Origin of the sequence: Streptococcus sp. HMSC066F01 (assembly GCF_001837335.1) — a bacterium.
In the GTDB taxonomy this organism is placed as follows: domain Bacteria; phylum Bacillota; class Bacilli; order Lactobacillales; family Streptococcaceae; genus Streptococcus; species Streptococcus oralis_S.
This window is the reverse complement of record NZ_KV832120.1, coordinates 17,915-41,286: the sequence shown is the minus strand read 5'-3', so window position 1 is coordinate 41,286 and position 23,372 is coordinate 17,915. Positions and strand designations below refer to the sequence as shown.

General features: G+C 42.2%; 26 protein-coding genes and 4 tRNA genes. 29 read left to right on the top strand and 1 reads right to left on the bottom strand.

The window, feature by feature from the left end:
- The first annotated feature begins 49 nt into the window (after positions 1-49).
- The 11 genes from HMPREF2655_RS09820 to HMPREF2655_RS09770 all read left to right on the top strand — a co-directional run bounded on the left by HMPREF2655_RS09820 (position 50) and on the right by HMPREF2655_RS09770 (position 7,739).
- Positions 50-120, top strand: a tRNA-Trp gene (locus HMPREF2655_RS09820).
- A 14-nt stretch (positions 121-134) separates the two neighbouring features.
- Positions 135-207, top strand: a tRNA-His gene (locus HMPREF2655_RS09815).
- A gap of 13 nt (positions 208-220) precedes the next feature.
- Positions 221-292 (top strand) — tRNA-Gln (locus HMPREF2655_RS09810).
- Positions 293-301: 9 nt separating this feature from the next.
- A tRNA-Leu gene (locus HMPREF2655_RS09805) sits at positions 302-385 on the top strand.
- Positions 386-567: 182 nt separating this feature from the next.
- Positions 568-1,845 (top strand): glutamate-cysteine ligase family protein, encoded by a 1,278-nt coding sequence (locus HMPREF2655_RS09800; RefSeq protein ID WP_070838785.1) that lies wholly within the window; start codon positions 568-570, stop codon positions 1,843-1,845.
- A 75-nt stretch (positions 1,846-1,920) separates the two neighbouring features.
- Entirely contained in the window at positions 1,921-3,405 is a 1,485-nt protein-coding gene (gene thrC, locus HMPREF2655_RS09795) for a threonine synthase (protein WP_070838783.1), read from the top strand.
- Positions 3,406-3,465: 60 nt separating this feature from the next.
- Positions 3,466-4,746 carry an MATE family efflux transporter gene (locus tag HMPREF2655_RS09790; RefSeq protein ID WP_070838781.1) on the top strand — a complete coding sequence of 427 codons (1,281 nt, stop codon included), beginning with the start codon at positions 3,466-3,468 and terminating at the stop codon, positions 4,744-4,746.
- Between the two features lie 3 nt (positions 4,747-4,749).
- Positions 4,750-5,373 (top strand): HAD family hydrolase, encoded by a 624-nt coding sequence (locus HMPREF2655_RS09785; RefSeq protein WP_070838779.1) that lies wholly within the window; start codon positions 4,750-4,752, stop codon positions 5,371-5,373.
- A gap of 162 nt (positions 5,374-5,535) precedes the next feature.
- Positions 5,536-6,744 (top strand): LysM peptidoglycan-binding domain-containing protein, encoded by a 1,209-nt coding sequence (locus tag HMPREF2655_RS09780; RefSeq protein WP_070838777.1) that lies wholly within the window; start codon positions 5,536-5,538, stop codon positions 6,742-6,744.
- A gap of 196 nt (positions 6,745-6,940) precedes the next feature.
- Positions 6,941-7,366: a MarR family winged helix-turn-helix transcriptional regulator gene (locus HMPREF2655_RS09775; protein ID WP_070838775.1), complete on the top strand. Its 426-nt coding sequence runs from the start codon at positions 6,941-6,943 to the stop codon at positions 7,364-7,366.
- Positions 7,367-7,376: 10 nt separating this feature from the next.
- Entirely contained in the window at positions 7,377-7,739 is a 363-nt protein-coding gene (locus tag HMPREF2655_RS09770; protein ID WP_070838773.1) for a DUF1304 domain-containing protein, read from the top strand.
- 40 nt (positions 7,740-7,779) lie between these two features.
- On the opposite strand, the gene HMPREF2655_RS09765 is transcribed toward HMPREF2655_RS09770, so the two are convergent.
- Entirely contained in the window at positions 7,780-8,637 is an 858-nt protein-coding gene (locus tag HMPREF2655_RS09765) for a DUF975 family protein (RefSeq protein WP_070838771.1), read from the bottom strand.
- Positions 8,638-8,753: 116 nt separating this feature from the next.
- On the opposite strand from HMPREF2655_RS09765, the gene tgt reads away from it, so the two are divergent.
- From tgt to HMPREF2655_RS09675, 18 genes are all read left to right on the top strand, one after another.
- The gene (gene tgt, locus HMPREF2655_RS09760) at positions 8,754-9,896 is read left to right on the top strand and encodes a tRNA guanosine(34) transglycosylase Tgt (RefSeq protein WP_070838769.1); all 1,143 of its coding nucleotides are present in this window, start codon (positions 8,754-8,756) and stop codon (positions 9,894-9,896) included.
- Positions 9,897-10,029: 133 nt separating this feature from the next.
- Entirely contained in the window at positions 10,030-11,847 is a 1,818-nt protein-coding gene (locus tag HMPREF2655_RS09755) for an acyltransferase family protein (RefSeq protein ID WP_070838767.1), read from the top strand.
- Positions 11,848-11,987: 140 nt separating this feature from the next.
- On the top strand, positions 11,988-13,139 hold the full coding sequence (gene nagA / locus HMPREF2655_RS09750; RefSeq protein WP_001134442.1) for an N-acetylglucosamine-6-phosphate deacetylase: 1,152 nt from the start codon (positions 11,988-11,990) through the stop codon (positions 13,137-13,139).
- Between the two features lie 152 nt (positions 13,140-13,291).
- Complete coding sequence (locus tag HMPREF2655_RS09745; RefSeq protein ID WP_007522851.1) at positions 13,292-13,657, top strand: DUF1033 family protein; 366 nt, start codon at positions 13,292-13,294, stop codon at positions 13,655-13,657.
- A 68-nt stretch (positions 13,658-13,725) separates the two neighbouring features.
- Entirely contained in the window at positions 13,726-14,667 is a 942-nt protein-coding gene (gene comGA / locus HMPREF2655_RS09740) for a competence type IV pilus ATPase ComGA (protein WP_049501164.1), read from the top strand.
- Positions 14,615-15,631 (top strand): competence type IV pilus assembly protein ComGB, encoded by a 1,017-nt coding sequence (comGB, locus tag HMPREF2655_RS09735; RefSeq protein WP_083321260.1) that lies wholly within the window; start codon positions 14,615-14,617, stop codon positions 15,629-15,631. Before comGA ends, comGB begins: the two co-directional genes overlap by 53 nt.
- Position 15,632: 1 nt before the next feature.
- Complete coding sequence (gene comGC, locus HMPREF2655_RS09730) at positions 15,633-15,956, top strand: competence type IV pilus major pilin ComGC (protein WP_049484517.1); 324 nt, start codon at positions 15,633-15,635, stop codon at positions 15,954-15,956.
- Positions 15,919-16,353 (top strand): competence type IV pilus minor pilin ComGD, encoded by a 435-nt coding sequence (comGD, locus tag HMPREF2655_RS09725; RefSeq protein WP_049501163.1) that lies wholly within the window; start codon positions 15,919-15,921, stop codon positions 16,351-16,353. The genes comGC and comGD overlap by 38 nt, the downstream gene beginning before the upstream one ends.
- Positions 16,316-16,618: a competence type IV pilus minor pilin ComGE gene (comGE, locus tag HMPREF2655_RS09720; protein ID WP_125389331.1), complete on the top strand. Its 303-nt coding sequence runs from the start codon at positions 16,316-16,318 to the stop codon at positions 16,616-16,618. The genes comGD and comGE overlap by 38 nt, the downstream gene beginning before the upstream one ends.
- A complete protein-coding gene (gene comGF / locus HMPREF2655_RS09715) occupies positions 16,581-17,042 on the top strand; it encodes a competence type IV pilus minor pilin ComGF (RefSeq protein ID WP_070838766.1) in 462 nt (153 codons plus the stop codon). The genes comGE and comGF overlap by 38 nt, the downstream gene beginning before the upstream one ends.
- The gene (comGG, locus tag HMPREF2655_RS09710) at positions 17,020-17,433 is read left to right on the top strand and encodes a competence type IV pilus minor pilin ComGG (protein ID WP_070838765.1); all 414 of its coding nucleotides are present in this window, start codon (positions 17,020-17,022) and stop codon (positions 17,431-17,433) included. Before comGF ends, comGG begins: the two co-directional genes overlap by 23 nt.
- 32 nt (positions 17,434-17,465) lie before the next feature.
- Positions 17,466-18,056 carry a class I SAM-dependent methyltransferase gene (locus HMPREF2655_RS09705; RefSeq protein WP_070838763.1) on the top strand — a complete coding sequence of 197 codons (591 nt, stop codon included), beginning with the start codon at positions 17,466-17,468 and terminating at the stop codon, positions 18,054-18,056.
- A gap of 58 nt (positions 18,057-18,114) precedes the next feature.
- Positions 18,115-19,068: a class I SAM-dependent methyltransferase gene (locus tag HMPREF2655_RS09700; protein WP_070838761.1), complete on the top strand. Its 954-nt coding sequence runs from the start codon at positions 18,115-18,117 to the stop codon at positions 19,066-19,068.
- Between the two features lie 50 nt (positions 19,069-19,118).
- Complete coding sequence (locus HMPREF2655_RS09695; RefSeq protein ID WP_070838759.1) at positions 19,119-20,309, top strand: acetate kinase; 1,191 nt, start codon at positions 19,119-19,121, stop codon at positions 20,307-20,309.
- A 149-nt stretch (positions 20,310-20,458) separates the two neighbouring features.
- Positions 20,459-20,830 carry a ribonuclease P protein component gene (gene rnpA, locus HMPREF2655_RS09690; protein WP_070838756.1) on the top strand — a complete coding sequence of 124 codons (372 nt, stop codon included), beginning with the start codon at positions 20,459-20,461 and terminating at the stop codon, positions 20,828-20,830.
- Entirely contained in the window at positions 20,799-21,632 is an 834-nt protein-coding gene (locus HMPREF2655_RS09685; protein WP_070838754.1) for a membrane protein insertase YidC, read from the top strand. The genes rnpA and HMPREF2655_RS09685 overlap by 32 nt, the downstream gene beginning before the upstream one ends.
- A gap of 14 nt (positions 21,633-21,646) precedes the next feature.
- Positions 21,647-22,633 (top strand): RNA-binding cell elongation regulator Jag/EloR, encoded by a 987-nt coding sequence (gene jag / locus HMPREF2655_RS09680; RefSeq protein ID WP_070838752.1) that lies wholly within the window; start codon positions 21,647-21,649, stop codon positions 22,631-22,633.
- Positions 22,634-22,688: 55 nt separating this feature from the next.
- A complete protein-coding gene (locus HMPREF2655_RS09675; protein ID WP_033629247.1) occupies positions 22,689-23,312 on the top strand; it encodes a hypothetical protein in 624 nt (207 codons plus the stop codon).
- Positions 23,313-23,372: the final 60 nt, after the last annotated feature.

The window sequence follows — 23,372 nt, the reverse complement described above, 5'->3', positions numbered from 1 at the left end:
CTCCTTCGGGTTCGGGGGTTCGAATCCCTCCCCTTCCATTACTTTAGTTACGGGCATAGTTTAAAGGTAGAACTAAGGTCTCCAAAACCTTCAGTGTGGGTTCAATTCCTACTGCCCGTGTTAATATGATTATGGCGGGTGTGGTGAAGTGGTTAACACACCAGATTGTGGCTCTGGCATGCGTGGGTTCGATCCCCATCACTCGCCTATTTTATATTATTGGGGTATAGCCAAGCGGTAAGGCAAGGGACTTTGACTCCCTCATGCGTTGGTTCGAATCCAGCTACCCCAGTTACTATTTGCCGGCGTGGCGGAATTGGCAGACGCGCTGGACTCAAAATCCAGTGTCCGCAAGGACGTGCCGGTTCGACCCCGGCCGCCGGTATAGTATTAAAGACAAGGTTTTCGGACCTTGTTTTTTGATTTAGTGAAGTTTTTGATATTTTTCTTTAAGTACTGATAACTGATGAATGATCTTTTTCTTCTTATTCTAGTCATTTTTAGTGTATTTTTGGTATAATATTACTTATTCACAATTTATTTGATTATGAAAGAGTTTGGTGGTTAATGTCTCGGTCTGTTGAATTACTAAAGAAACGTTACTTAAAGAATATAAAAGAGAACCCAGATTTATTTATTGGAATTGAGTTAGAATTTCCTATTGTAAATTTAGATGGTAAGGCTACAGATGGTGAAGTTGTTAAGGATCTCTTTCGGTATTTACCATCAGTATTGGGCTTTACTATCGAAAAAGTGGATGATTTTGGGAATCCAATTCAGTTACTTGATCCAGTCAGCCAAGATACGATCTTGTTTGAGGTTGCTTATACGACGATTGAGTTTGCATTCGGAAAGGCCGAATCTATCCAAGAGGTAGAAGAACGCTTTAACTTCTATATGGCTACGATTCAGAATAAATTGGGTGAAGCTAATCATGCTATTGTTGGCTGCGGCATTCATCCCAACTGGGATAAAAATAAGAATTGTCCAGTGGCTTATCCCCGCTATCAGATGTTGATGGCTTATCTGAATTTGAGTAGAAATGTAACTAAATCAGATTTACATCATTTCCCTGAGTATGGTGCTTTTATCTGTGGAAGTCAGGTTCAACTAGACGTTTCAAGGTCTAATTTTCTGCGTGTTATCAATACTTTTACTCAAATTGAAGCTGCAAAAGCTTATTTGTTTGCCAATTCTGAGTTTTCAGGGGAAGATTGGGATACTAAGATTTCAAGAGATATTTTTTGGGAAGAATCCATGCACGGGATTTATCCTGAAAATGTAGGCGTCAATGCCAGACTCTTCAAAGATGAGAATGATTTTTTTGATTATCTAGATCATTCTGCGATTTTTACTGCGGAGCGTGGTGGGCAGACCTATTATTTTTATCCGATTCAGGCTAGGGACTATTTGGCTACACCTGAAATCCAAGCATTTACCCTTAATGGGGATGAGGTGTTAATTCATCCTCAGGAGGAGGATTTCCAAACTCATCGTAGTTACCAGTACCAAGACTTAACGACTCGAGGAACAGTTGAGTTTCGTAGTGTCTGTACGCAACCCTTGAATCGTACCTTTGCTGCGGCGGCTTTTCATTTGGGTTTGTTGCTCAATTTAGACAAGTTAGAAGCTTACTTGCAATCTGCACTATTTTTTACCACATTTGGTCGTGATTACAAGTCATTGAGGCGACAATTTTCTAAGAAAAAGCTCACAGATGAGGAAGAAACTGCAATTGTCGAGTTTTCAAAAGTCTTACTCCTTCTAGCTGAGGAAGGTTTGGAGAAGAGAGGCAAGCAAGAAATGGCCTACTTACAGCCTTTGAAAGAAGAATTGGGTCTATAATTTCTCTTATAAAGGGAGAATTTTCTGAAAAATCATGATATAATGGAAGAGACTATAGATAAAGGATAGAGATTCATGACATTAGTTTATCAATCAACGCGTGATGCCAATAATACAGTAACTGCCAGCCAAGCTATTTTGCAAGGTTTGGCGACGGATGGTGGTCTGTTTACACCACTTACTTATCCAAAGGTGGATTTGGACTTTGACACATTAAAAGATGCTTCTTACCAAGAAGTGTCTAAATTAGTTTTATCAGCCTTTTTAGATGACTTTACGGCTGAGGAGTTGGACCACTGTATCACCAATGCCTACGACAGCAAATTTGATACTCCAGCTATTGCCCCTTTGGTGAAACTAGATGGGCAATACAACTTGGAACTATTCCACGGGTCAACCATTGCCTTTAAGGATATGGCCTTGTCTATCTTGCCATACTTTATGACAACAGCGGCTAAAAAGCATGGTTTGGAGAACAAGATTGTCATTTTGACAGCGACATCTGGTGATACTGGAAAAGCAGCTATGGCAGGTTTTGCAGATGTGCCTGGTACTGAGATTATCGTTTTTTATCCAAAGGATGGTGTCAGCAAGGTACAAGAGTTGCAAATGACCACTCAAACTGGAGACAATACCCACGTTGTGGCCATCGATGGAAACTTTGACGATGCGCAAACAAACGTGAAGCACATGTTTAACGATGTGGAACTTCGTGAAAAGTTGCTTGCTAATAAGCTACAGTTTTCATCAGCTAACTCTATGAACATTGGTCGTTTGGTACCACAGGTTGTCTATTATGTCTATGCCTATGCTCAGTTGGTCAAGACTGGTGAGATTATGGCGGGTGAAAAAGTCAACTTCACAGTACCAACTGGAAACTTCGGTAATATCTTGGCTGCCTTTTATGCTAAACAAATCGGCCTACCAGTTGGCAAATTGATCTGTGCTTCAAATGACAATAATGTTTTAACTGACTTCTTCAAGACACGTGTTTATGATAAGAAACGTGAGTTTAAAGTAACAACTAGTCCATCTATGGATATCTTGGTATCTTCAAACTTGGAGCGTTTGATTTTCCATCTTTTGGGGAATGATGCGGTTAAGACAGCTGAACTCATGAATGCCTTGAGTACACAAGGACAATATGAATTGACAGACTTTGATGCAGCGATTCTGGAACTCTTTGCAGCTGAATATGCGACTGAGGAAGAAACTGCTGCAGAAATCAAGCGTGTTTATGATACAGATGCCTACATCGAGGATCCACATACGGCGGTTGCCTCAGCTGTTTATAGAAAATACCAAGCGGCTACTGGCGATGCGACTAAGACAGTGATTGCTTCAACAGCTAGTCCATACAAGTTCCCAGTGGTTGCCGTAGAAGCGGTAACAGGAAAAGCAGGCTTAACTGACTTTGAAGCCTTGGCTCAATTACATGACATTTCAGGAGTGGCAGTGCCACCAGCGGTTGATGGCCTTGAAACAGCTCCAGTTCGTCATAAAACAACAGTGGCAGCTGCTGACATGCAAGCAGCGGTTGAGGCTTATCTAGGACTTTAAGACAGAGGGAGTAAACTCGGTTGGGAAACCAACTGAGTTTCTTTTCATCAGGAGGAAGGATTGTTTAAGAAAAATAAAGACATTCTTAATATTGCATTGCCAGCTATGGGTGAAAACTTTTTGCAGATGCTCATGGGAATGGTGGACAGTTACTTGGTCGCTCACTTGGGCTTAATCGCCATTTCAGGTGTTTCAGTGGCTGGCAATATTATCACGATTTACCAGGCGATTTTTATCGCTCTGGGGGCTGCTATTTCCAGTGTTATTTCAAAAAGTTTGGGGCAGAAAGATCAGTCCAAGTTGGCTTATCACGTGACAGAGGCTCTCAAGATAACCCTATTGCTGAGTGCACTGTTAGGCACTTTATCGCTCTTTGCCGGGCAAGAGATGATAGGGCTCTTGGGAACTGAGCAGGCTGTGGCCGAGAGTGGTGGGCTCTACCTATCTTTGGTGGGTGGATCGATTGTTCTCTTGGGTTTGATGACGAGTATAGGTGCCTTGATTCGTGCAACTCATAATCCGCGTCTACCCTTCTATGTTAGTCTTTTATCCAATGCCTTGAATATTATTTTTTCAAGTCTAGCCATTTTTGTCCTTGATATGGGCATAGCGGGTGTTGCTTGGGGGACTATCTTGTCTCGCTTAGTCGGTCTTGTGATTTTGTGGTCACAATTAAAGCTGCCTTTTGAGAAACCGACTTTTGGTTTAGATAAGGAACTATTGACTTTGGCTTTGCCAGCGGCAGGAGAACGTCTCATGATGCGAGCTGGAGATGTAGTGATCATTGCCTTGGTTGTTTCTTTTGGGACGGAGGCAGTAGCGGGGAATGCAGTCGGAGAAGTCTTGACCCAGTTTAACTATATGCCTGCCTTTGGCGTCGCTACGGCAACAGTCATGCAGGTGGCTCGAGCAGTTGGAGAGGATAATTGGAAAAGAGTCGCTAGTTTGAGCAAACAAACCTTTTGGCTTTCTCTGCTTCTCATGTTGCCCTTAACTTTCAGTATCTATGCCTTAGGGACACCACTGACTCATCTCTATACGACCGATCCTGTAGCGGTTGAAGCGAGCGTTTTGGTGGCACTGTTCTCTCTACTAGGTACTCCTATGACGATAGGAACAGTCATCTATACGGCAGTTTGGCAGGGTTTGGGGAATGCTCGCCTTCCCTTTTATGCAACAAGCATAGGAATGTGGTGTATCCGCATTGAAACAGGATATCTGATGGGGATTGTTCTTGGTTGGGGCTTGCCTGGTATTTGGGCTGGAACCCTTTTGGATAATGGTTTTCGCTGGCTATTTCTACGTTACCGTTACCAGCGTTATATGATGTTGAAAGGATAGGAGATGCAAAAAATAGCCTTTATTTGGGATTTAGACGGGACCTTATTGGACTCTTACGAAGCGATTTTGTCAGGGATTGAGGAAACCTTTGGTCAGTTTTCTATTCCTTATGACAAGGAGAAAGTGAGAGAGTTTATCCTCAAGTTTTCGGTGCAAGATTTACTGGAGCAGGTGGCAGAAGAGCGAAAACTGGATGTGGAAGTGCTCAATCAGGTGCGTGCCCAAAGTCTGGCTGAGAAAAATGCCCAGGTAGTTTTGATGCCAGGTGCGCGTGAAGTGCTAGCTTGGGCAGACCAAGCAGGGATTATGCAGTTTGTTTATACCCATAAAGGAGACAATGCCTTTACCATTCTAAGAGACTTGGGTTTGGAATGTTATTTCACAGAAATTTTAACTAATCAGAGTGGTTTTGCACGCAAGCCCAGTCCAGAAGCGGCGACCTATCTGCTAGACAAATATGAGTTGGATCCTAGGACTACCTATTATCTAGGGGACCGGACTTTGGATGTGAAATTTGCCCAGAATAGCGGTATTCAAAGCATTAACTTTTTAGAGTCAACTTATGAAGGGAATCAGAGGATTCAAGCATTGGCAGATATTCCCTACATTTTTGAGGATGAGCAATAAAAAGATTGTGTCAGTTTTATGACAGAAGGCTAACAAACTATTTCAACTGATCTAGTTTGTTACAAGGAATAGACAGTTCTGTTAAATAGGCCCGAGAGGGCTTTTTTTCTGCTTTTTTTGTGTTATGATAGACAGGTACTCATTTGAAAGGAATATGAACGAATGAAGAAAAAAATTATTTTAGCCTCAACAGTAGCCTTATCTCTTGCTCCCGCATTAGGAGCTAAAGCTCAAGAAATCTCTTGGACAGCACGTAGCGTTGAGCAAATCCAAAATGATGTGACGAAAAACGAGAACAAAAATAGCTATACAGTTCAGTATGGTGATACCCTGAGCACGATTGCAGAAGCTTTGGGAGTAGATGTGACCGTTCTTGCTAATTTGAACAGAATTACCAATATGGACTTGATTTTCCCAGATACTGTCCTCACTACAACTGTCAATGAGGCAGAAGAGGTAACGGAAGTTGAAATCCAAGCTCCTCAAGCAGATGCTAGTGAAGAAGTGACGACTGCGACAGCTGATTTGACGACAAATCAAGTGACAGTTGATGAACAAACAGTTCAAGTAGAAGATCTTTCCCAACCAATTGAGGAAGCTCCGACTGCAACAGAGACTGAAAAACCAGCAGAAGTAGCGCCAAGTTCAGAAGTTTCTGAGACAGCGACAGTTGCTGAAGAGACACCATCTACAGAAACATCTGTAGATGAAGAAACAGCTGAAACGACTCCAGCGGAAGCACCAGTAGCAGAAACAACTAGTCCAGTTGAAGAAGCTCCACAAGTAGCGACTCCAGCTACCGAAGAAACGGCAGCAACAACTCCAGCAGAAGCTCCAGTAGCAGCTGCTCCAGCAACAGAAACACCTGCTGATACAACAGGATCAAGTGCAACAGAAGAAGCAGCATCAACAGCAACTTCTGACACTGCAACGTCGACTTATCAAGCAGAGCAAAGCCAAACTCCTTCAAGAACATATTCAGCTCCAGCGGCTCCTGACTATGCAGGACTTGCTGTAGCTAAGTCTGAGAATGCTGGTCTTCAACCGCAAACGGCAGCCTTTAAGGAAGAAATCGCCAACTTGTTTGGCATCACATCCTTTAGTGGCTACCGTCCTGGAGACAGTGGCGACCATGGGAAAGGTTTGGCCATCGACTTTATGGTTCCAGTGAGTTCAGCACTTGGTGATCAAATCGCGGAATATGCAGTCAAAAATATGGCTAGCCGTGGTATCAACTATATCATCTGGAAACAACGTTTCTACGCTCCATATGATAGTAAATATGGACCAGCCTATACGTGGAATCTAATGCCAGACCGTGGTAGCGTAACCGAAAACCACTATGACCACGTTCACGTTTCAATGAACTAATCATTAAAATGGAAGTTGGGAACTGATTGAGTTCTCGCTTCTTTTTTTGTGTCATTCCTTTAGGGTAAAAGGGATAAATATGAGGAAGTGAGTAATATTTCAAGAGAATGTAAGCATATTATTTGATTTATTTTTTGGATTACATTATACTTGATAAGTCAATTGTTGATAAATCAACTTTAAAGGAGAAAGATTTATGGTAGCAATTCAAGATTTACTGTATCAACTACGATTAGCAGATCAGTCTATGACACAACTATTTGAACGCCAATTGGGAATTAGTCTGACTCGTTATCAAATCTTATGTTTCTTAATCAATCAGTCACCGTGTAATCATATAGCAGTTCAGGATAGATTGAAGATTGATCAGGCTGCTTTGACAAGGCACTTTAAAATTCTGGAAAAGGAAGGTTTGGTTAATCGAAGTCGGAATCCTGAAAACCAGAGGGAGGTTTTGGTGGAAGTCACAGACTTTGCGAGAGAACAACTAGTAACCAACTCTCCTCAACAACATATAAACGTAAAAAATCAGATGGAGAGTGTACTTACACAAGGAGAGAGAGAAGAGTTCAGTCGCTTGTTAGAAAAGTTGATATCTGGCTTAGAAGAGATAAAAATTTAAGGAGAAGAATATGTCTATTTTTACAATTGTTTTAGCAACTATCGTTGCCTTGGAGCATTTTTACATTTTTTATTTGGAAAGTGTGGCTACGCAATCAGACGTTACTAGTCGAGTGTTTAATGTGTATAAGGAAGAACTGGCTCGTCCTTCAGTGAGTTCATTATTTAAAAATCAAGGAATTTATAATGCTTTGATAGGTGTGTTTCTCTTGTACGGGATTTATTTTTCGCAAAGTTTGGAAATTGTGACCATCTTTGTTTTATTTGTGCTTGGTGCAGCGACCTACGGTTCTCTGACAGCAGACAAGAAGATTATTCTGAAGCAAGGTGGGCCTGCTATTTTGACTCTGCTGAGTATGTTACTTTTGAAATAAGAAAACCAGCGTTCTGAACGACGCTGGTTTTTGTAGACTCTTATCCATTTCGACGTTTACGGGCTAGTAGGGCTCTGTAAAAGAAGATGTGATTGTTCTGGATATAGGGAAGGAGCGAAAAGCTAGCAATTCCAAAGGTGATCCAGTTGAGGAAGTACCAAGGGAGTAGTTGTAGGTCGAGGACAAAGCGCTGGAATTTGTAACCCTTCATCAAGAAACGGCTGGTTTTCAGGATTTGCCTTGGTTTAGCCTGTCCTAAATCCAGAGTGTCGCAGAGGAGGAATTCTACCTGCGAGTAGGCATAATGTTGCGGTACGTAGAGGAGATTGCCCACAATCATCAAGATGAGGCTCGCGAAAAAGTAGAGGCCAAAGGTCATAAGGAATTGCTCGATTTCAATGGATGAGAGGTCTAGTTTTGGAAATTCAGGATGCAGGGCAACAAATCTCCGAGCTAAGAGATTGCTATAAAAGAGAAAATAAACGCCTACTAAGTTTGGAATACTCCATAAAAAAAGGTAGAAACGTTTGACGAGCAGAGTTAGGAAGGTTTGCGAGAAGCGCTCTTCAGCAAAGAGGGCTAGACTTGATTTTACTGAGAGTTCTGTATCAGGATCTTTGAGGAGTCGGAGTGTCGCAAAGGCAGCACCTGCTAGAAAAATCGTGCTCACAAAAGAAACCACTAACGGGAAGAGATAGGCTTGGAGAACTTGTGCCAGCATGCTGAAAAAGGATTGCTCTAAAACACTTTCCTGGAGACGAGCCAAGGGGTTGAGAAAGCCTGACAAGATGACCAGCATGCTAGGTAAGAGATAGACGAGAAAGAGGCGGGGATTTTCAGCCTGAAACTGCCTCGTCTGCAGACGAATGGTTTTTAAATCAATTTTTGGGTATTTCATTCTCTCATTATACCATAGTTCGTGACAGTTCCTGGTTTTTTTGATAAAATCATACAGTATGCCTTTGGGCACAAAGTATGAACTGGGACTGTCTTTCCCAGCTTCGGAGGTAGAAAATGTCAGATTCACCAATCAAATACCGTTTGATTAAGAAAGAAAAACACACGGGAGCTCGTCTGGGAGAAATCATCACTCCGCACGGTACCTTCCCGACACCTATGTTTATGCCAGTTGGGACCCAAGCTACTGTCAAGACCCAGTCGCCAGAGGAGTTGAAGGAGATGGGATCAGGAATTATCCTCTCTAATACTTATCATCTATGGCTTCGTCCAGGGGACGAACTCATTGCACGCGCAGGTGGTCTCCACAAATTTATGAACTGGGACCAGCCAATCTTGACGGATAGTGGTGGTTTCCAGGTTTATTCCCTAGCTGATAGCCGAAATATCACCGAAGAAGGCGTAACCTTTAAAAACCATCTCAATGGTTCCAAGATGTTCCTATCACCGGAGAAAGCCATCTCTATTCAGAACAATCTAGGCTCAGACATCATGATGTCTTTTGATGAATGTCCTCAGTTTTACCAACCTTACGACTACGTTAAGAAATCCATCGAGCGTACTAGCCGTTGGGCGGAGCGTGGTTTGAAGGCTCACCGTCGCCCACATGACCAAGGTTTGTTTGGAATTGTACAGGGGGCTGGCTTTGAAGACCTTCGTCGTCAGTCAGCTCATGACCTTGTCAGCATGGACTTTCCAGGTTACTCTATCGGTGGTTTGGCAGTAGGAGAAACGCACGAAGAAATGAATGCCGTCTTGGACTTCACAACTCAACTTCTTCCTGAAAACAAACCTCGCTATTTGATGGGTGTCGGAGCGCCAGACAGCTTGATCGATGGGGTCATTCGTGGTGTGGATATGTTTGACTGTGTCTTGCCGACTCGTATCGCTCGTAACGGAACTTGTATGACCAACCAAGGTCGTTTGGTTGTCAAAAATGCCCAATTCGCTGAAGACTTTACGCCACTGGATCCTGAGTGTGATTGCTACACATGTAAGAACTACACACGCGCCTACCTTCGTCATTTGCTCAAGGCTGATGAAACCTTCGGTATCCGCTTGACTAGCTACCACAATCTCTATTTCTTACTCAATCTGATGAAGCAAGTGCGTCAAGCCATCATGAATGACAATCTCTTGGAATTTCGTGAGTATTTTGTAGAAAAATATGGCTACAACAAGTCAGGACGCAATTTTTAAAGTGTAAAAATAGAATGCCAAAATCCTAAGTTTTCTCTTAGGATTTTTCCTATTTTTTTGATAGAATAGGGAGTATAATGGAATGAAAATTAGGTGGTGTTTTGCTTCCTAATTTAATGGAGAATAGACTCGTATGCGTATTAAATGGTTTTCCTTGATTAGGATTACAGGTTTACTTTTGGTGCTTTTGTACCACTTCTTTCAAACGATCTTTCCTGGAGGATTCTTTGGGGTAGATGTCTTTTTCACTTTTTCAGGATTTTTGATCACCTCCCTCCTTTTAGAAGAATTTGGGAAGGCACGCCAGATTGACTTACTGGGCTTTTTTAAGAGACGGTTTTACCGCATCGTGCCACCTGTGGTGCTGATGGTTTTGGTGACCATGCCTTTTACTTTCTTGGTTCGTCAAGACTATGTTGCTGGAATTGGTGGCCAGATAGCTGGAGTTCTCGGTTTTATGACCAACTTCTACGAAATGTTAACAGGGGGTAGTTATGAATCCCAGTTCATTCCGCATCTCTTTGTTCACAACTGGAGTCTAGCTGTTGAGGTTCACTACTACATCCTTTGGGGCTTAGCGGTTTGGTTCTTATCGAAACGTTCAAAATCTAGTAGTCAATTGAGAGGGATGGTCTTTCTTCTTTCTGCTGGAGCTTTTATCATTAGCTTTTTCTCCATGTTTATTGGTAGTCTAATGGCGAGTTCCTATTCATCTGTCTACTTTTCAAGTTTGACCCATGTCTATCCTTTCTTTTTAGGAAGCATTTTGGCGACAGTTGTGGGGGTTCGTCAGACGAGCGATTTAGTCAAGCAGTTTGACCGGATGTGGGATCTTCGTCAGAATCTACTGGTATTTATTGCAGGCCTCTTGGTGTTAGTGCTCTTGACCTTCTTTGTCAAGTTTACCTACCTGTTTGCGTACTTATTTGGCTTCTTGCTAGCAAGTTTAGCGGCAGTGACCATGATTCTTGCTGCGCGTGTCTTGCATGAGAAAATGCCTGAGATACAAGAACCTCGGATCATTACATTTTTAGCGGATACCAGCTACGCGGTTTATCTTTTCCACTGGCCTTTTTATATTATCTTTTCTCAGCTGATGAGTAATCTGCCTGCTGTTATTCTGACAATCATCTTTTCTTATTTCTTTGCTATTCTATCCTTCTATATTATTGAGCCGTTGATTGCCGGTAAATCCAATCCTTTAATACGGAAGATTAGTCGATTGCCTCATGTTAAACCAATTAGTGCTGGTGCTGCTGTCATTCTTACCTTGATTACCTTGATTATCATAGCTGTGGCTCCTCAAGTTGGAGCTTTTGAGACAGACTTGATGGTCAATGGTTTCAAACAAGCCCAGACTAATATAGGACAAACAAAGACTCTTGCTGAACAAGCTGAACTGAGTCGTCTAGGAATTTCTGATGGAACAAGCCTAATAGGTGATTCGGTAGCCTTGCGTGCCAATACAGCTTTACAAGAGGCACTTCCTGAAGCAAATATCAATGCCCAGGTTAGTCGAACGACCAAGCAAGCCAATGACATTATGCTCAATAACAGTCAGAACAAGGCGCTGCTAAAAACAGTTGTCATTGCAACGGGAGTCAATAATCCTGAAGGCTATAAGAATGACTTGGACAGCATCGTGAACAATCTACCGAAAGGACACCATCTGATATTGGTGACACCTTATGAGGGAGATAAGAGTAAGGACACTTACACATCAGTGGAGCAGTATGCGGCTTATGCACGGGAATTAGCTGAAAAGAATCCTTACGTGAGCATCGCTGACTGGAATAAGGTTGCTAAGGAGCACCCTGAAATCTGGGCTGGAACCGACCAAGTCCACTTTGGGAATGATAGCAACATGATTGAAGAAGGTGCTAAGCTATACGCAGAAACGATCGCAGCTGCCGTTAAGGCTGCTCAAGAACTGCCTGTAAAATCAAAATAAGATCAAAGAGTTGGAGAAATCCAGCTCTTTTAAAATATCTCTAGAAAATAGGTCTATACCATTTACAAATGAAAAAGAAAGGTTTATAATGTAATTGACATAATAAATTCTAGAATCAATCTATCAAGGAGGTTATCATTATGCCTAATTATATTAAAGCGGATCAGTTTTTCTACCCACACGGAGTTCGTCGTGGCGGTTACTTGGAACTTGTGGATGGCAAGTTTGGTAAACATGTAGAACAGATTCCTGAAGGAGCTGAGGTGATTGACTATACCGGTTATAGCATTGCCCCAGGACTTGTGGATACCCATATTCATGGATTTGGTGGTGTCGATGTCATGGACAATAACATCGAAGGAACCCTTCATACTATGAGTGAAGGATTGCTTAGCACAGGTGTTACCAGCTTCTTGCCAACGACGTTGACTTCCTCTTACGAGCAGTTGCTTGCAGTAACTGAAAATATCGGTGCTCGTTACCAGGAAGCAAGTGGAGCCAAGATTCGTGGGATCTATTTTGAAGGGCCTTATTTCACAGAGAAATACAAGGGAGCTCAAAACCCTGCCTATATGAAAGATCCTCGTATGGATGAGTTTCGTGCTTGGCAAAAAGCAGCTAATGGCCTGCTCAATAAAATCGCCCTTGCGCCAGAACGTGAAGGTGTAGAAGACTTTGTTCGTACAATTACGGGTGAAGGAGTGACCGTTGCTCTTGGACACTCCAATGCGACTTTTGATGAAGCTAAAAAAGCAGTCGATGCTGGAGCGAGTGTTTGGGTACATGCCTACAATGGAATGCGTGGGTTGACTCACCGTGAGCTCGGTATGGTGGGAGCCATGTATGAGTTGCCACATACTTATGCAGAATTGATTTGTGACGGTCACCACGTAGATCCAAAGGCCTGTGATATTTTGCTCAAACAAAAGGGAACAGAAAATATCGCCCTTATCACAGACTGTATGACAGCGGGTGGTTTGGAAGATGGAGACTACATGTTAGGAGAATTCCCGGTAGTAGTTGCTAATGGAACTGCTCGCCTCAAATCTACAGGCAATTTGGCAGGTTCTATCCTCAAACTCAAAGATGGTTTGAAGAATGTGGTCGAATGGGGAATTGCGAATCCGCATGAAGCAGTCATGATGGCCAGCCTCAACCCAGCAAAATCTGTTCACATCGATGATGTCTGTGGTCAAATCCGTGAAGGTTACGATGCCGACTTTATCGTACTAGATAAAGATTTGGAATTGGTAGCAACCTACCTAGATGGTGTGAAACGTTATCAAGCCTAAAAAGATAAAAATAGGGGTCAATAAAGGACTCCTATTTTTATGATAGGCTGAAACGCTAGTTAAAGAAGTCTTCCTGATGGGAAAGGCAAGCAAAATCCTTTTCTTGTAATAAAAAATTAGATATAATATACGATACAAAGGAAGTAGTAAGAATGTATCGTGTTATAGAAATGTATGGGGATTTTGAACCGTGGTGGTTCATAGAAGGTTGGGAAGAAGATGTCATCATGAGTCAATCTTTTGACAAGTATTATGATGCTCTAAAATATTATAAGTTATGCTGGTTTGAGCTGGAAAAGAAGAATCCTCTTTATAAGAGTCGGAGTGATTTGATGACTATTTTTTGGGATCCTGCTGACCAACGCTGGTGTGATGAGTGCGATGAGTATTTGCAGCAGTACCATTCTTTGGCACTTTTGCAGGATGAGCAAGTCATCCCTGATGAAAAGCTACGTCCAGGCTACGAAAAACAAACAGGTCAAGAAAAGCACCGTTCTTGCCGCATGAAATGGAGATAAAAAGTAACTTTTTAAGTTGCTTTTTATTTTTTTCAATTTTTTGCGAATAGTTAGATAAGGAGGGCGGTATGGTACAAGAAATTGCACAGAAAATTATTGAGACTGCGAAAGAAAAGAAGGCTCAGGATATCTATTTTATCCCCAAGGAAAAGTCCTACGAGCTTCACATGCGGGTTGGAGACGAACGGTGTCTAGTTGACTCCTATGAGTTTGATGTTTTAGCTGCGGTGATTAGTCATTTTAAGTTTGTGGCGGGTATAAACGTAGGAGAGAAGAGACGTAGTCAGCTGGGCTCTTGCGACTATCAGCATGGGGAGAAGGTGTCTTCTCTGCGTTTGTCTACTGTAGGAGATTATCGGGGACATGAGAGTTTGGTTATTCGTTTGTTGCACGATGAGGAGCAGGACCTGCATTTCTGGTTTCAGGATATGAACGAACTGGGTGAGCAGTATAGGCAACGGGGACTCTATCTCTTTGCAGGTCCAGTCGGAAGTGGCAAGACGACCTTGATGCACGAATTAGCCAAGTCACTGTTTAAAGGACAGCAGGTTATGTCCATTGAAGATCCTGTCGAGATCAAGCAGGACGACATGCTCCAGTTACAGTTGAATGAGGCGATTGGATTGACCTATGAAAATCTCATCAAACTATCTCTCCGGCATCGTCCTGACCTCTTGATTATCGGTGAAATTCGGGATAGCGAGACGGCGCGTGCAGTGGTCAGAGCTAGTTTGACAGGTGCGACGGTCTTTTCAACCATTCATGCCAAGAGTATCCGAGGTGTTTATGAACGCCTTCTGGAGTTGGGTGTGACGGAGGAGGAACTAGCAGTTGTCCTGCAAGGAGTCTGCTACCAGAGATTAATCGGGGGAGGAGGAATCGTTGACTTTGCAAACAAAGACTATCAAGAACACCAGCCAACTAGCTGGAATGAGCAGATTGATCAGCTTCTTAAAGATGGACATATCACAAGTCTTCAGGCTGAAACGGAAAAAATTAGCTACAGCTAAGCAGAAGAAAATCATCACCTTGTTTAACAACCTCTTCTCCAGTGGCTTTCATTTGGTGGAAATTATTTCTTTCTTGGGCAGAAGTGCCTTGCTGGAAAAGGACTATGTGGCCCAGATGCACCAAGGTTTGTCGCAGGGGAAATCCTTCTCAGAAATGATGAACAGCTTGGGTTTTTCAAGTGCTATTGTGACCCAATTATCTCTAGCTGAAGTACATGGAAATCTTCACCTGAGTTTGGGAAAGATAGAAGAATATCTGGATAATTTGGCCAAGGTCAAGAAAAAGTTAATCGAAGTGGCGACTTATCCTCTGATTTTGCTGGGATTTCTCCTGCTAATCATGCTGGGGCTCAGGAATTATTTGCTCCCTCAACTGGACAGTAGCAATATCGCCACCCAAATCATTGGCAATCTGTCACAAATATTTCTGGGACTAGTGTTGATTTGCTATCTGTCTCTACTTTTAGCCCTCACTTTCTACAAAAGAAGTTCCAAGATGCGGGTTTTCTCAATGTTAGCACGGATTCCCTTTCTAGGAATCTTTGTCCAGACCTATCTGACGGCTTATTACGCGCGTGAATGGGGCAATATGATTTCACAGGGGATGGAGCTGACGCAGATTTTTCAGATCATGCAGGAACAAGGCTCCCAGCTCTTTAAAGAAATCGGTCAAGAACTGGCTCAAGCCCTGCAAAATGGCCGCGAATTTTCTCAAACCATAGCGACCTATCCTTTCTTTAAAAAGGAGTTGAGTCTCATCATCGAGTATGGAGAAGTCAAGTCCAAGCTGGGGAGTGAGTTGGAAATCTATGCTGAAAAAACTTGGGAAGCCTTTTTTACCCGAGTTAATCGTACCATGAATCTGGTACAGCCACTGGTTTTTATCTTTGTGGCCCTGATTATCGTTTTACTTTATGCGGCAATGCTTATGCCCATGTATCAAAATATGGAGGTAAATTTTTAAAATGAAAAAATTCATGACAAAACTAAAAAAAGCTAAGGTTAAAGCTTTCACTTTGGTAGAAATGTTAGTGGTCTTGCTTATCATCAGTGTTCTTCTCTTGCTCTTTGTGCCCAATTTGACCAAGCAAAAGGATGCCGTAGATGATAAAGGAAAAGCTGCTGTTGTCAAGGTCGTAGAAAGCCAGGCAGAGCTCTATCGTTTGGATAAAAATGATGACGCCAGTCTCAGCAAATTACAAGCGGACGGCCGTATCACAGCTGAGCAAGCTAAAGCTTATAAAGACTACCATGCAAAACAAAAAACAAGTCAAACTGTTGCAGATTAAGGCCTTTACTATGCTGGAAAGTCTCTTAGTTTTGGGACTTGTGAGTATCCTTGGTTTAGGCTTGTCTGGCTCTGTCCAGTCCAGTTTTGCAGCGGTAGAGGAGCAGATTTTCTTTATGGAGTTTGAAGAACTCTATCGGGAAACGCAAAAACGCAGTCTAGCCAGTCAGCAAAAGACCAGTCTGAACTTAGATGGACAGACGATCAGCAATGGCAGTCAAAAGTTGACCGTTCCTAAAGGGATTCAGGCACCATCTGGACAAAGCATTATATTTGACCGAGCTGGGGGCAATTCGTCCCTGGCTAAGGTTGAATTTCAGACTAGCAAAGGAGCGATTCGCTATCAATTATATCTAGGAAATGGAAAAATTAAACGCATTAAGGAAACAAAAAATTAGGGCAGTGATCTTACTAGAAGCAGTAGTAGCGCTAGCCATATTTGCCAGTATTGCAACCCTCCTCTTGGGACAAATCCAACAAAATAGACAAGAAGAGGCAGAAATCTTGCAAAAAGAAGAAGCCTTTCGTGTAGCTAAGATGGCTCTGCAGACAGGTCAAAATCAGGTAAACATAAACGGAGTGGAGATTCAGGTGTTTTCTAGTGAAAAAGGAGTGGAGGTCTATCATGGTTCAGAGAAGTTACTCGACCTTAAAGAGCAGTAAGGTAAGAGCGTTCACTCTATTAGAATCTCTGATTGCCCTTATCATCATTAGCGGTGGCTTGCTCCTTTTTCAAGCTATGAGTCAGCTCCTCATTTCAGAAGTTCGTTACCAGCAGCAAAGCGAGCAAAAGGAGTGGCTCTTGTTTGTGGATCAACTGGAGGTAGAGTTAGAGCGTTCGCAGTTTGAAAAGGTAGAGGGCAATCGCCTCTACATGAAACAGGATGGTAAGGCTATCTCTATAGGGAAGTCTAAATCGGATGATTTTCGAAAAACGGATACCAGCGGACGGGGCTACCAACCCATGGTTTATGGACTCAAATCAGCACAAATCACAGAGGAAAATCAACTGGTTCGCTTTCGTTTCCAATTTCAAAAAGGCTTAGAAAGGGAGTTCATCTATCGTGTGGAAAAAGCAAAAAGTTAAGGCAGGCGTTCTCTTATATGCAGTTATCATGGCAGCTATTTTTAGCCTTTTGTTGCAGTTTTATTTGAACCGGCAAGTCGCCCATCACAAAGACTTTGCCCTAAACAAAGAAAAGTTGGCAGCTTTTGCCATGGCCAAGCGAAGTAAGGATAAGGCTGAGCAAGAAAGTGGGGAACGTGTATTCAACTTAGGAAAAGTCAGGTATCACAATACGAAAACAGGTTTTGCAACAAGTGTTCGTATGAATAAGGGCAACTATGAATTTCTCTTTCCTCCGATGAAAAACCAAGAAAAGAAAACAGCTAAAAAGGAAGAGGTAGCGACTGATTCAAGCAATCAAGCAGGGAAGAAAAAATCAGAAGAAAAGCCTGAAAAGAAAGACAAATCCTAGTCAATTCAACTACTTTGTGCTAAACTAAAAACATGAAACACGATTTTAATCACAAAGCAGAAACCTTTGATTCCCCTAAAAATATCTTCCTTGCAAACTTGGTTTGTCAGGCAGTTGAAGCACAGATTGATTTTCTATCAGACAAGGCAATACTGGACTTTGGTGGTGGGACGGGTCTGTTAGCCTTGCCTCTAGCTAAGCAAGCCCAGTCGGTTACCCTTGTAGACATTTCAGAGAAAATGCTGGAGCAAGCCCATTTGAAAGCAGAGCAACAAGACATCAAGAATATCCAGTTTTTGGAGCAGGATTTACTGGCAAATCCCTTGGAGCAACAATTTGACCTGATTGTTGTCAGTCGGGTTCTTCATCACATGCCGGATCTAGATGCGACTCTTGCCGTGTTTTACCATCACCTTAGGGAGAATGGACAAGTCCTCATAGCTGATTTTGTCAAGACAGATACCAACCATCATGGTTTTGATTTAGCTGAACTGGAAACCAAGCTCGCCCAGTTTGGTTTTTCAAGCATTGACAGTCAGATTCTATACAGTGCTGAAGACTTGTTTCAAGGAAATTACGCAGAGCTCTTTTTAACTGTAGCCCAAAAATCACTCGCTGACTAAAGCAGTGATTTTTTCTCTTCAGATGGAAAAAATAGGGGAATTTTGATAAGATAGAAATATGGATTTTGAAAAAATTGAACAAGCTTATACGTATTTACTAGAGAATGTCCAAGTCATCCAAAGTGATTTGACGACCAACTTTTATGACGCCTTGGTAGAGCAAAATAGTATCTACCTGGACGGCGAGACCGAGCTAGAGCAGGTCAAAGAGAACAATCAAGCCCTTAAACGCTTAGCGCTTCGCAAGGAAGAGTGGCTCAAGACCTACCAGTTTCTCTTGATGAAGGCAGGACAAACGGAACCTTTACAGGCCAATCACCAGTTTACACCAGATGCCATTTCTCTCCTCTTGGTACTTGTTGTAGAAGAGTTGCTTCATAAAGAGGAAATTAGCATCCTCGAAATAGGCTCTGGTATGGGCATTTTGGGGGCTACTTTCTTGACTTCTCTTGCTAAAAAAGTAGATTACTTGGGAATCGAAGTGGATGACTTGCTGATTGATTTGGCAGCCAGTATGGCAGATGTGATTGGTTTGCAGGCTGGTTTTGTCCAAGGAGATGCCGTTCGTCCGCAAATGCTTAAAGAAAGCGACGTGGTCATCAGCGACTTGCCTGTAGGCTATTACCCAGACGATGCCATCGCTTCTCGCTATCAAGTGGCTTCTAGTCAAGAGCATACCTATGCCCACCATTTGCTGATGGAACAAGGCCTCAAGTATCTTAAGTCAAATGGCTATGCTATTTTTCTAGCTCCTAGTGATTTATTGACCAGCCCTCAAAGTGACTTATTAAAAGGGTGGCTCAAAGACGAAGTGAGTCTGGCTGCTATCATCGCTCTGCCAGAGGATATTTTCTCAACTGCAAGCCAAGCTAAAAGTATTTTTGTCTTACAGAAGAAAAGAGACAAGGAAATAGAACCCTTTGTCTACCCTCTTACTAGCTTGCAAGATCCGTCAGTTTTGTTGACCTTTAAAGAAAATTTTCAAAATTGGAGCAAAGGTACTGAAATATAAAAGAGATTTTGTTATAATAGATGAAAACGCTTAAAAAGAGGTATCATCTTATGACAAAAACAATTGCAATCAATGCAGGAAGCTCAAGCTTGAAATGGCAACTTTATCAAATGCCTGAGGAAAAAGTTTTGGCTAAAGGCTTGATTGAACGTATTGGATTGAAAGATTCCATTTCAACAGTAAAATTTGACGGTCGTTCGGAGCAACAAATTCTTGATATTGAAGACCATACACAAGCCGTTAAAATTTTATTGGATGACTTGATTCGTTTTGACATTATCAAAGGGTACGACGAAATTACAGGTGTCGGCCACCGCGTCGTTGCAGGTGGTGAATATTTCAAGGAATCAACAGTTGTTGAGGGAGATGTGTTAGAAAAGGTTGAGGAATTGGGACTATTGGCTCCTCTTCACAATCCAGCTAACGCAGCTGGAATTCGCGCATTTAAGGAATTACTTCCAGATATTACCAGTGTTGTCGTATTTGATACCTCATTCCACACAAGCATGCCAGAGAAGGCTTATCGCTACCCTCTACCAACTAAATACTACACAGATAACAAGGTTCGTAAATATGGTGCCCACGGGACAAGCCACCAGTTTGTCGCAGGAGAAGCAGCGAAACTTTTGGGCCGTCCTCTAGAAGACTTGAAATTGATTACCTGCCATATTGGTAACGGGGCTTCTATCACAGCTGTTAAGGGTGGGAAGTCTGTGGATACTTCTATGGGATTCACACCACTTGGAGGTGTGATGATGGGAACTCGTACAGGAGATATTGACCCTGCTATCATCCCTTATCTCATGCAATATACAGAGGATTTCAATACCCCTGAAGATATTAGTCGCGTTCTCAATCGTGAATCAGGGCTCATGGGAGTTTCTGGCCAGTCAAGCGATATGCGTGATGTGATTGCTGCCATGGAAGCAGGAGACCATGATGCAACTTTGGCTTATGAAATGTATGTTGATCGTATCCAAAAACATATCGGCCAATATCTTGCAGTCCTAAATGGAGCAGATGCGATTATCTTCACAGCAGGTATCGGTGAAAATGCTGCAAACGTACGTGAAGATGTCATCTCAGGTATCTCTTGGTTTGGTTGTGATGTGGATCCAGAAAAGAACGTCTTTGGTGTAACGGGAGATATCTCAACGGACGCAGCGAAAATCCGTGTCTTGGTTATTCCAACAGATGAAGAATTGGTGATTGCACGCGATGTTGAACGCTTGAAAAAATAAGTAAATGCACATAAAATTTGATTGTAGAAAGAAGTTGGGGAAGAGATTTTCCAGCTTTTTTTATGCAGAAAATGTCTAAAACCTTGCTGTTATTGGCTTTTTCAAAAAATATGGTATAATAGTAGTAATTTAATAGATGGAGTTGAGTTTTGAAGAAAAGCTTTCGTGTAAAAAGAGAGAAAGATTTTAAGGCGATTTTCAAGGACGGAACAAGTTTTGCCAATCGAAAATTTGTTATCTACCAATTGGAAAACCAGCAAAACCATTTTCGAGTAGGACTGTCCGTCAGCAAAAAGCTGGGGAATGCAGTTACCAGAAATCAAATCAAGAGACGAATCCGGCACATTCTACAAAGTGCAAAAGGGAGTTTAGTAGAGCATGTTGATTTTGTCGTGATTGCCCGAAAAGGGGTGGAAACCTTGGAATATGCAGAGATGGAGAAAAACCTACTCCACGTATTAAAGTTATCAAAGATTTACCAGGAAGGAAATGGGAGTAAAAAAGAAACAACAGTTGACTAGTTTGTTGGGCTTGTCCTTGTTTATCATGACAGCCTGTGCAACAAATGGTACAGCTAGCGATATAACAGCAGATTCGACAGACTTTTGGAGCAAATTCGTCTATTTTTTTGCTGAAATTATCCGCTTTTTGTCCTTTGACATTAGTATCGGAGTGGGGATTATTCTCTTCACGATTTTGATCCGGACGATTTTATTGCCGGTCTTTCAGACACAGATGGTTGCCTCTAGAAAAATGCAAGAGGCTCAACCGCGCATCAAGGCTTTGCGAGAGCAATACCCAGGTCGTGATATGGAAAGTAGAACCAAGCTAGACCAGGAGATGCGTAAGGTTTATAAAGAGTTAGGAATCAAACATTCATCCTCTCTCTGGCCAATTTTAATACAAATGCCGGTCCTCTTGGCGCTCTTTCAAGCCTTGAGTCGAGTAGATTTTTTGAAAACAGGTCACTTTTTATGGATTAACTTGGGAGGAGTGGATACAAGTTTTGTCCTTCCGATTTTGGCGGCAGTCTTTACCTTCTTGAGTAGCTGGTTATCGAATAAAGCTTTGCCCGAAAAAAGTGGAGCTACGACAGGGATGATGTATGGTATGCCTGTATTGATCTTTGTTTTTGCCATCTCCGCCCCAAGTGGTGTAGCCTTGTATTGGGCCGTATCCAATGCTTACCAAGTTCTGCAAACCTATTTCTTGAACAATCCTTTCAAGATTATTGCTGAAAGAGAAGCAGTGGCGCAAGCAGAAAAAGATTTAGAAGGCAAGAAGAGAAGAGCTTTGAAAAAAGCACAGAAAAAGAAAAAATAAGGAGGAATCTGGTAATGGTATTATTTACAGGTTCAACGGTTGAAGAAGCAATCCAAAAAGGATTGAAAGAATTAGACATTCCAAGAATGAAGGCCCACATCAAGGTCGTTTCAAAAGAGAAAAAAGGATTCTTAGGCTTGTTTGGTAAGAAGCCAGCTCAAGTTGATATCGAAGCCATTAGTGAAACGACAGTGATCAAAGCCAATCAGCAGGCCATTAAAGGGGTTCCAAAAGAAGTTAATGAAAAAAATGAACCCGTGAAAACAGTAAGTGAAGCAACTGTTGATTTGGGGCATGTAGTGGAAGCCATCAAGAAGATTGAAGAAGAAGGTCAAGGTGTTTCTGAAGAGGTCAAGGCTGAAATTCTGAAAAATGAAAAGCACGCCAGCACGATTTTGGAAGAAACAGGCCATATTTCAATTTTAAATGATTTGGAACCAGAGGATACTACCAAGGAAGTGGAATCTGCTCCAGAAAAAGAAACTGAAACCCAGGAAGCAACAAGTCAATCTTTGGAAGATTTAGGTTTGAAAGTAGAACCAAGTTATGATATTGAACAAGTGGCAACAGAAGTGGCTAGCTACGTTCAAACCATTGTAGATGATATGGATGTCGAAGGGACGATTTCAAGCGACTACAATCGCCGCACCATTAATCTTCAAATTGACACTAATGAACCAGGCCGTATTATCGGCTACCACGGAAAAGTCTTGAAAGCTCTTCAACTGTTAGCGCAAAATTACCTTTACAATCGCTATTCAAGAACCTTCTACATCACAATCAATGTCAATGATTACGTTGAACACCGTGCAGAAGTCTTGCAAACCTACGCTCAAAAATTGGCGACTCGCGTTTTAGAAGAAGGACGTAGCCAACAAACTGATCCAATGTCAAATAGCGAACGCAAGATTATCCATCGCATTATTTCACGCATGGATGGTGTGACGAGTTACTCTGAAGGTGACGAGCCAAATCGCTATGTTGTCGTAGACGCAGAATAAGCAAAGCAAAATCAGGTTCATCCTGATTTTTTGCTAGGAAAGGAAAGATTCAGATATGCTGAAAGCAGTTAGAGAATACCTATCATTTGAAGGGGTCCAGTACCGTAATCCTGATAAAGCTGGCGATGAAAGAGAAAAGATGTTGGACTTGCGGCAAAAAGGTCAAGAGGCTCGGAAGTCTTTTACAGAATTGGCCAAAACCTTTCAAGCTAGTCATCCAGAATGGCAACTTCAACAGACTAGTCAGTGGATGAACCAAGCGCAACGCTTGCGACCGCATTTCTGGGCCTATCTACAGAGAGACGGACAAGTGACAGAACCTATGATGGCTCTTCGTTTATATGGAACACCTGCCAATTATGGGATTTCTTTGGAAGTCAGTTTCATCGAGCGCAAGAAAGACGAGCAGACTTTAGACAAGCAAGCCAAGGTTTTAGAACTTCCAGCGGTAGAAGGAATTTATTATCTAGTCTACTCAAATGGGGAAAGTCATAAGGTGGAGGCTACTGAGGAGAATCGTCGTACTTTACGCGAGAAGGTGAGAAGTCAGGAAGTCCGTAAAGTTTTGGTTAAGGCAGATGTTTCCTTCATTGCAAATCAGTCAGTAGAAGCGATATTGGAGAAGCTAGAAGAGGCTTATGCGCGCTTGCTTCCGTACTATGAAGTGACGAGGGAATAGAAAATCAAATGTGTTAGATGAACGCAAATTGTTTTATTGCTATTCTATGCATTTTTTCAT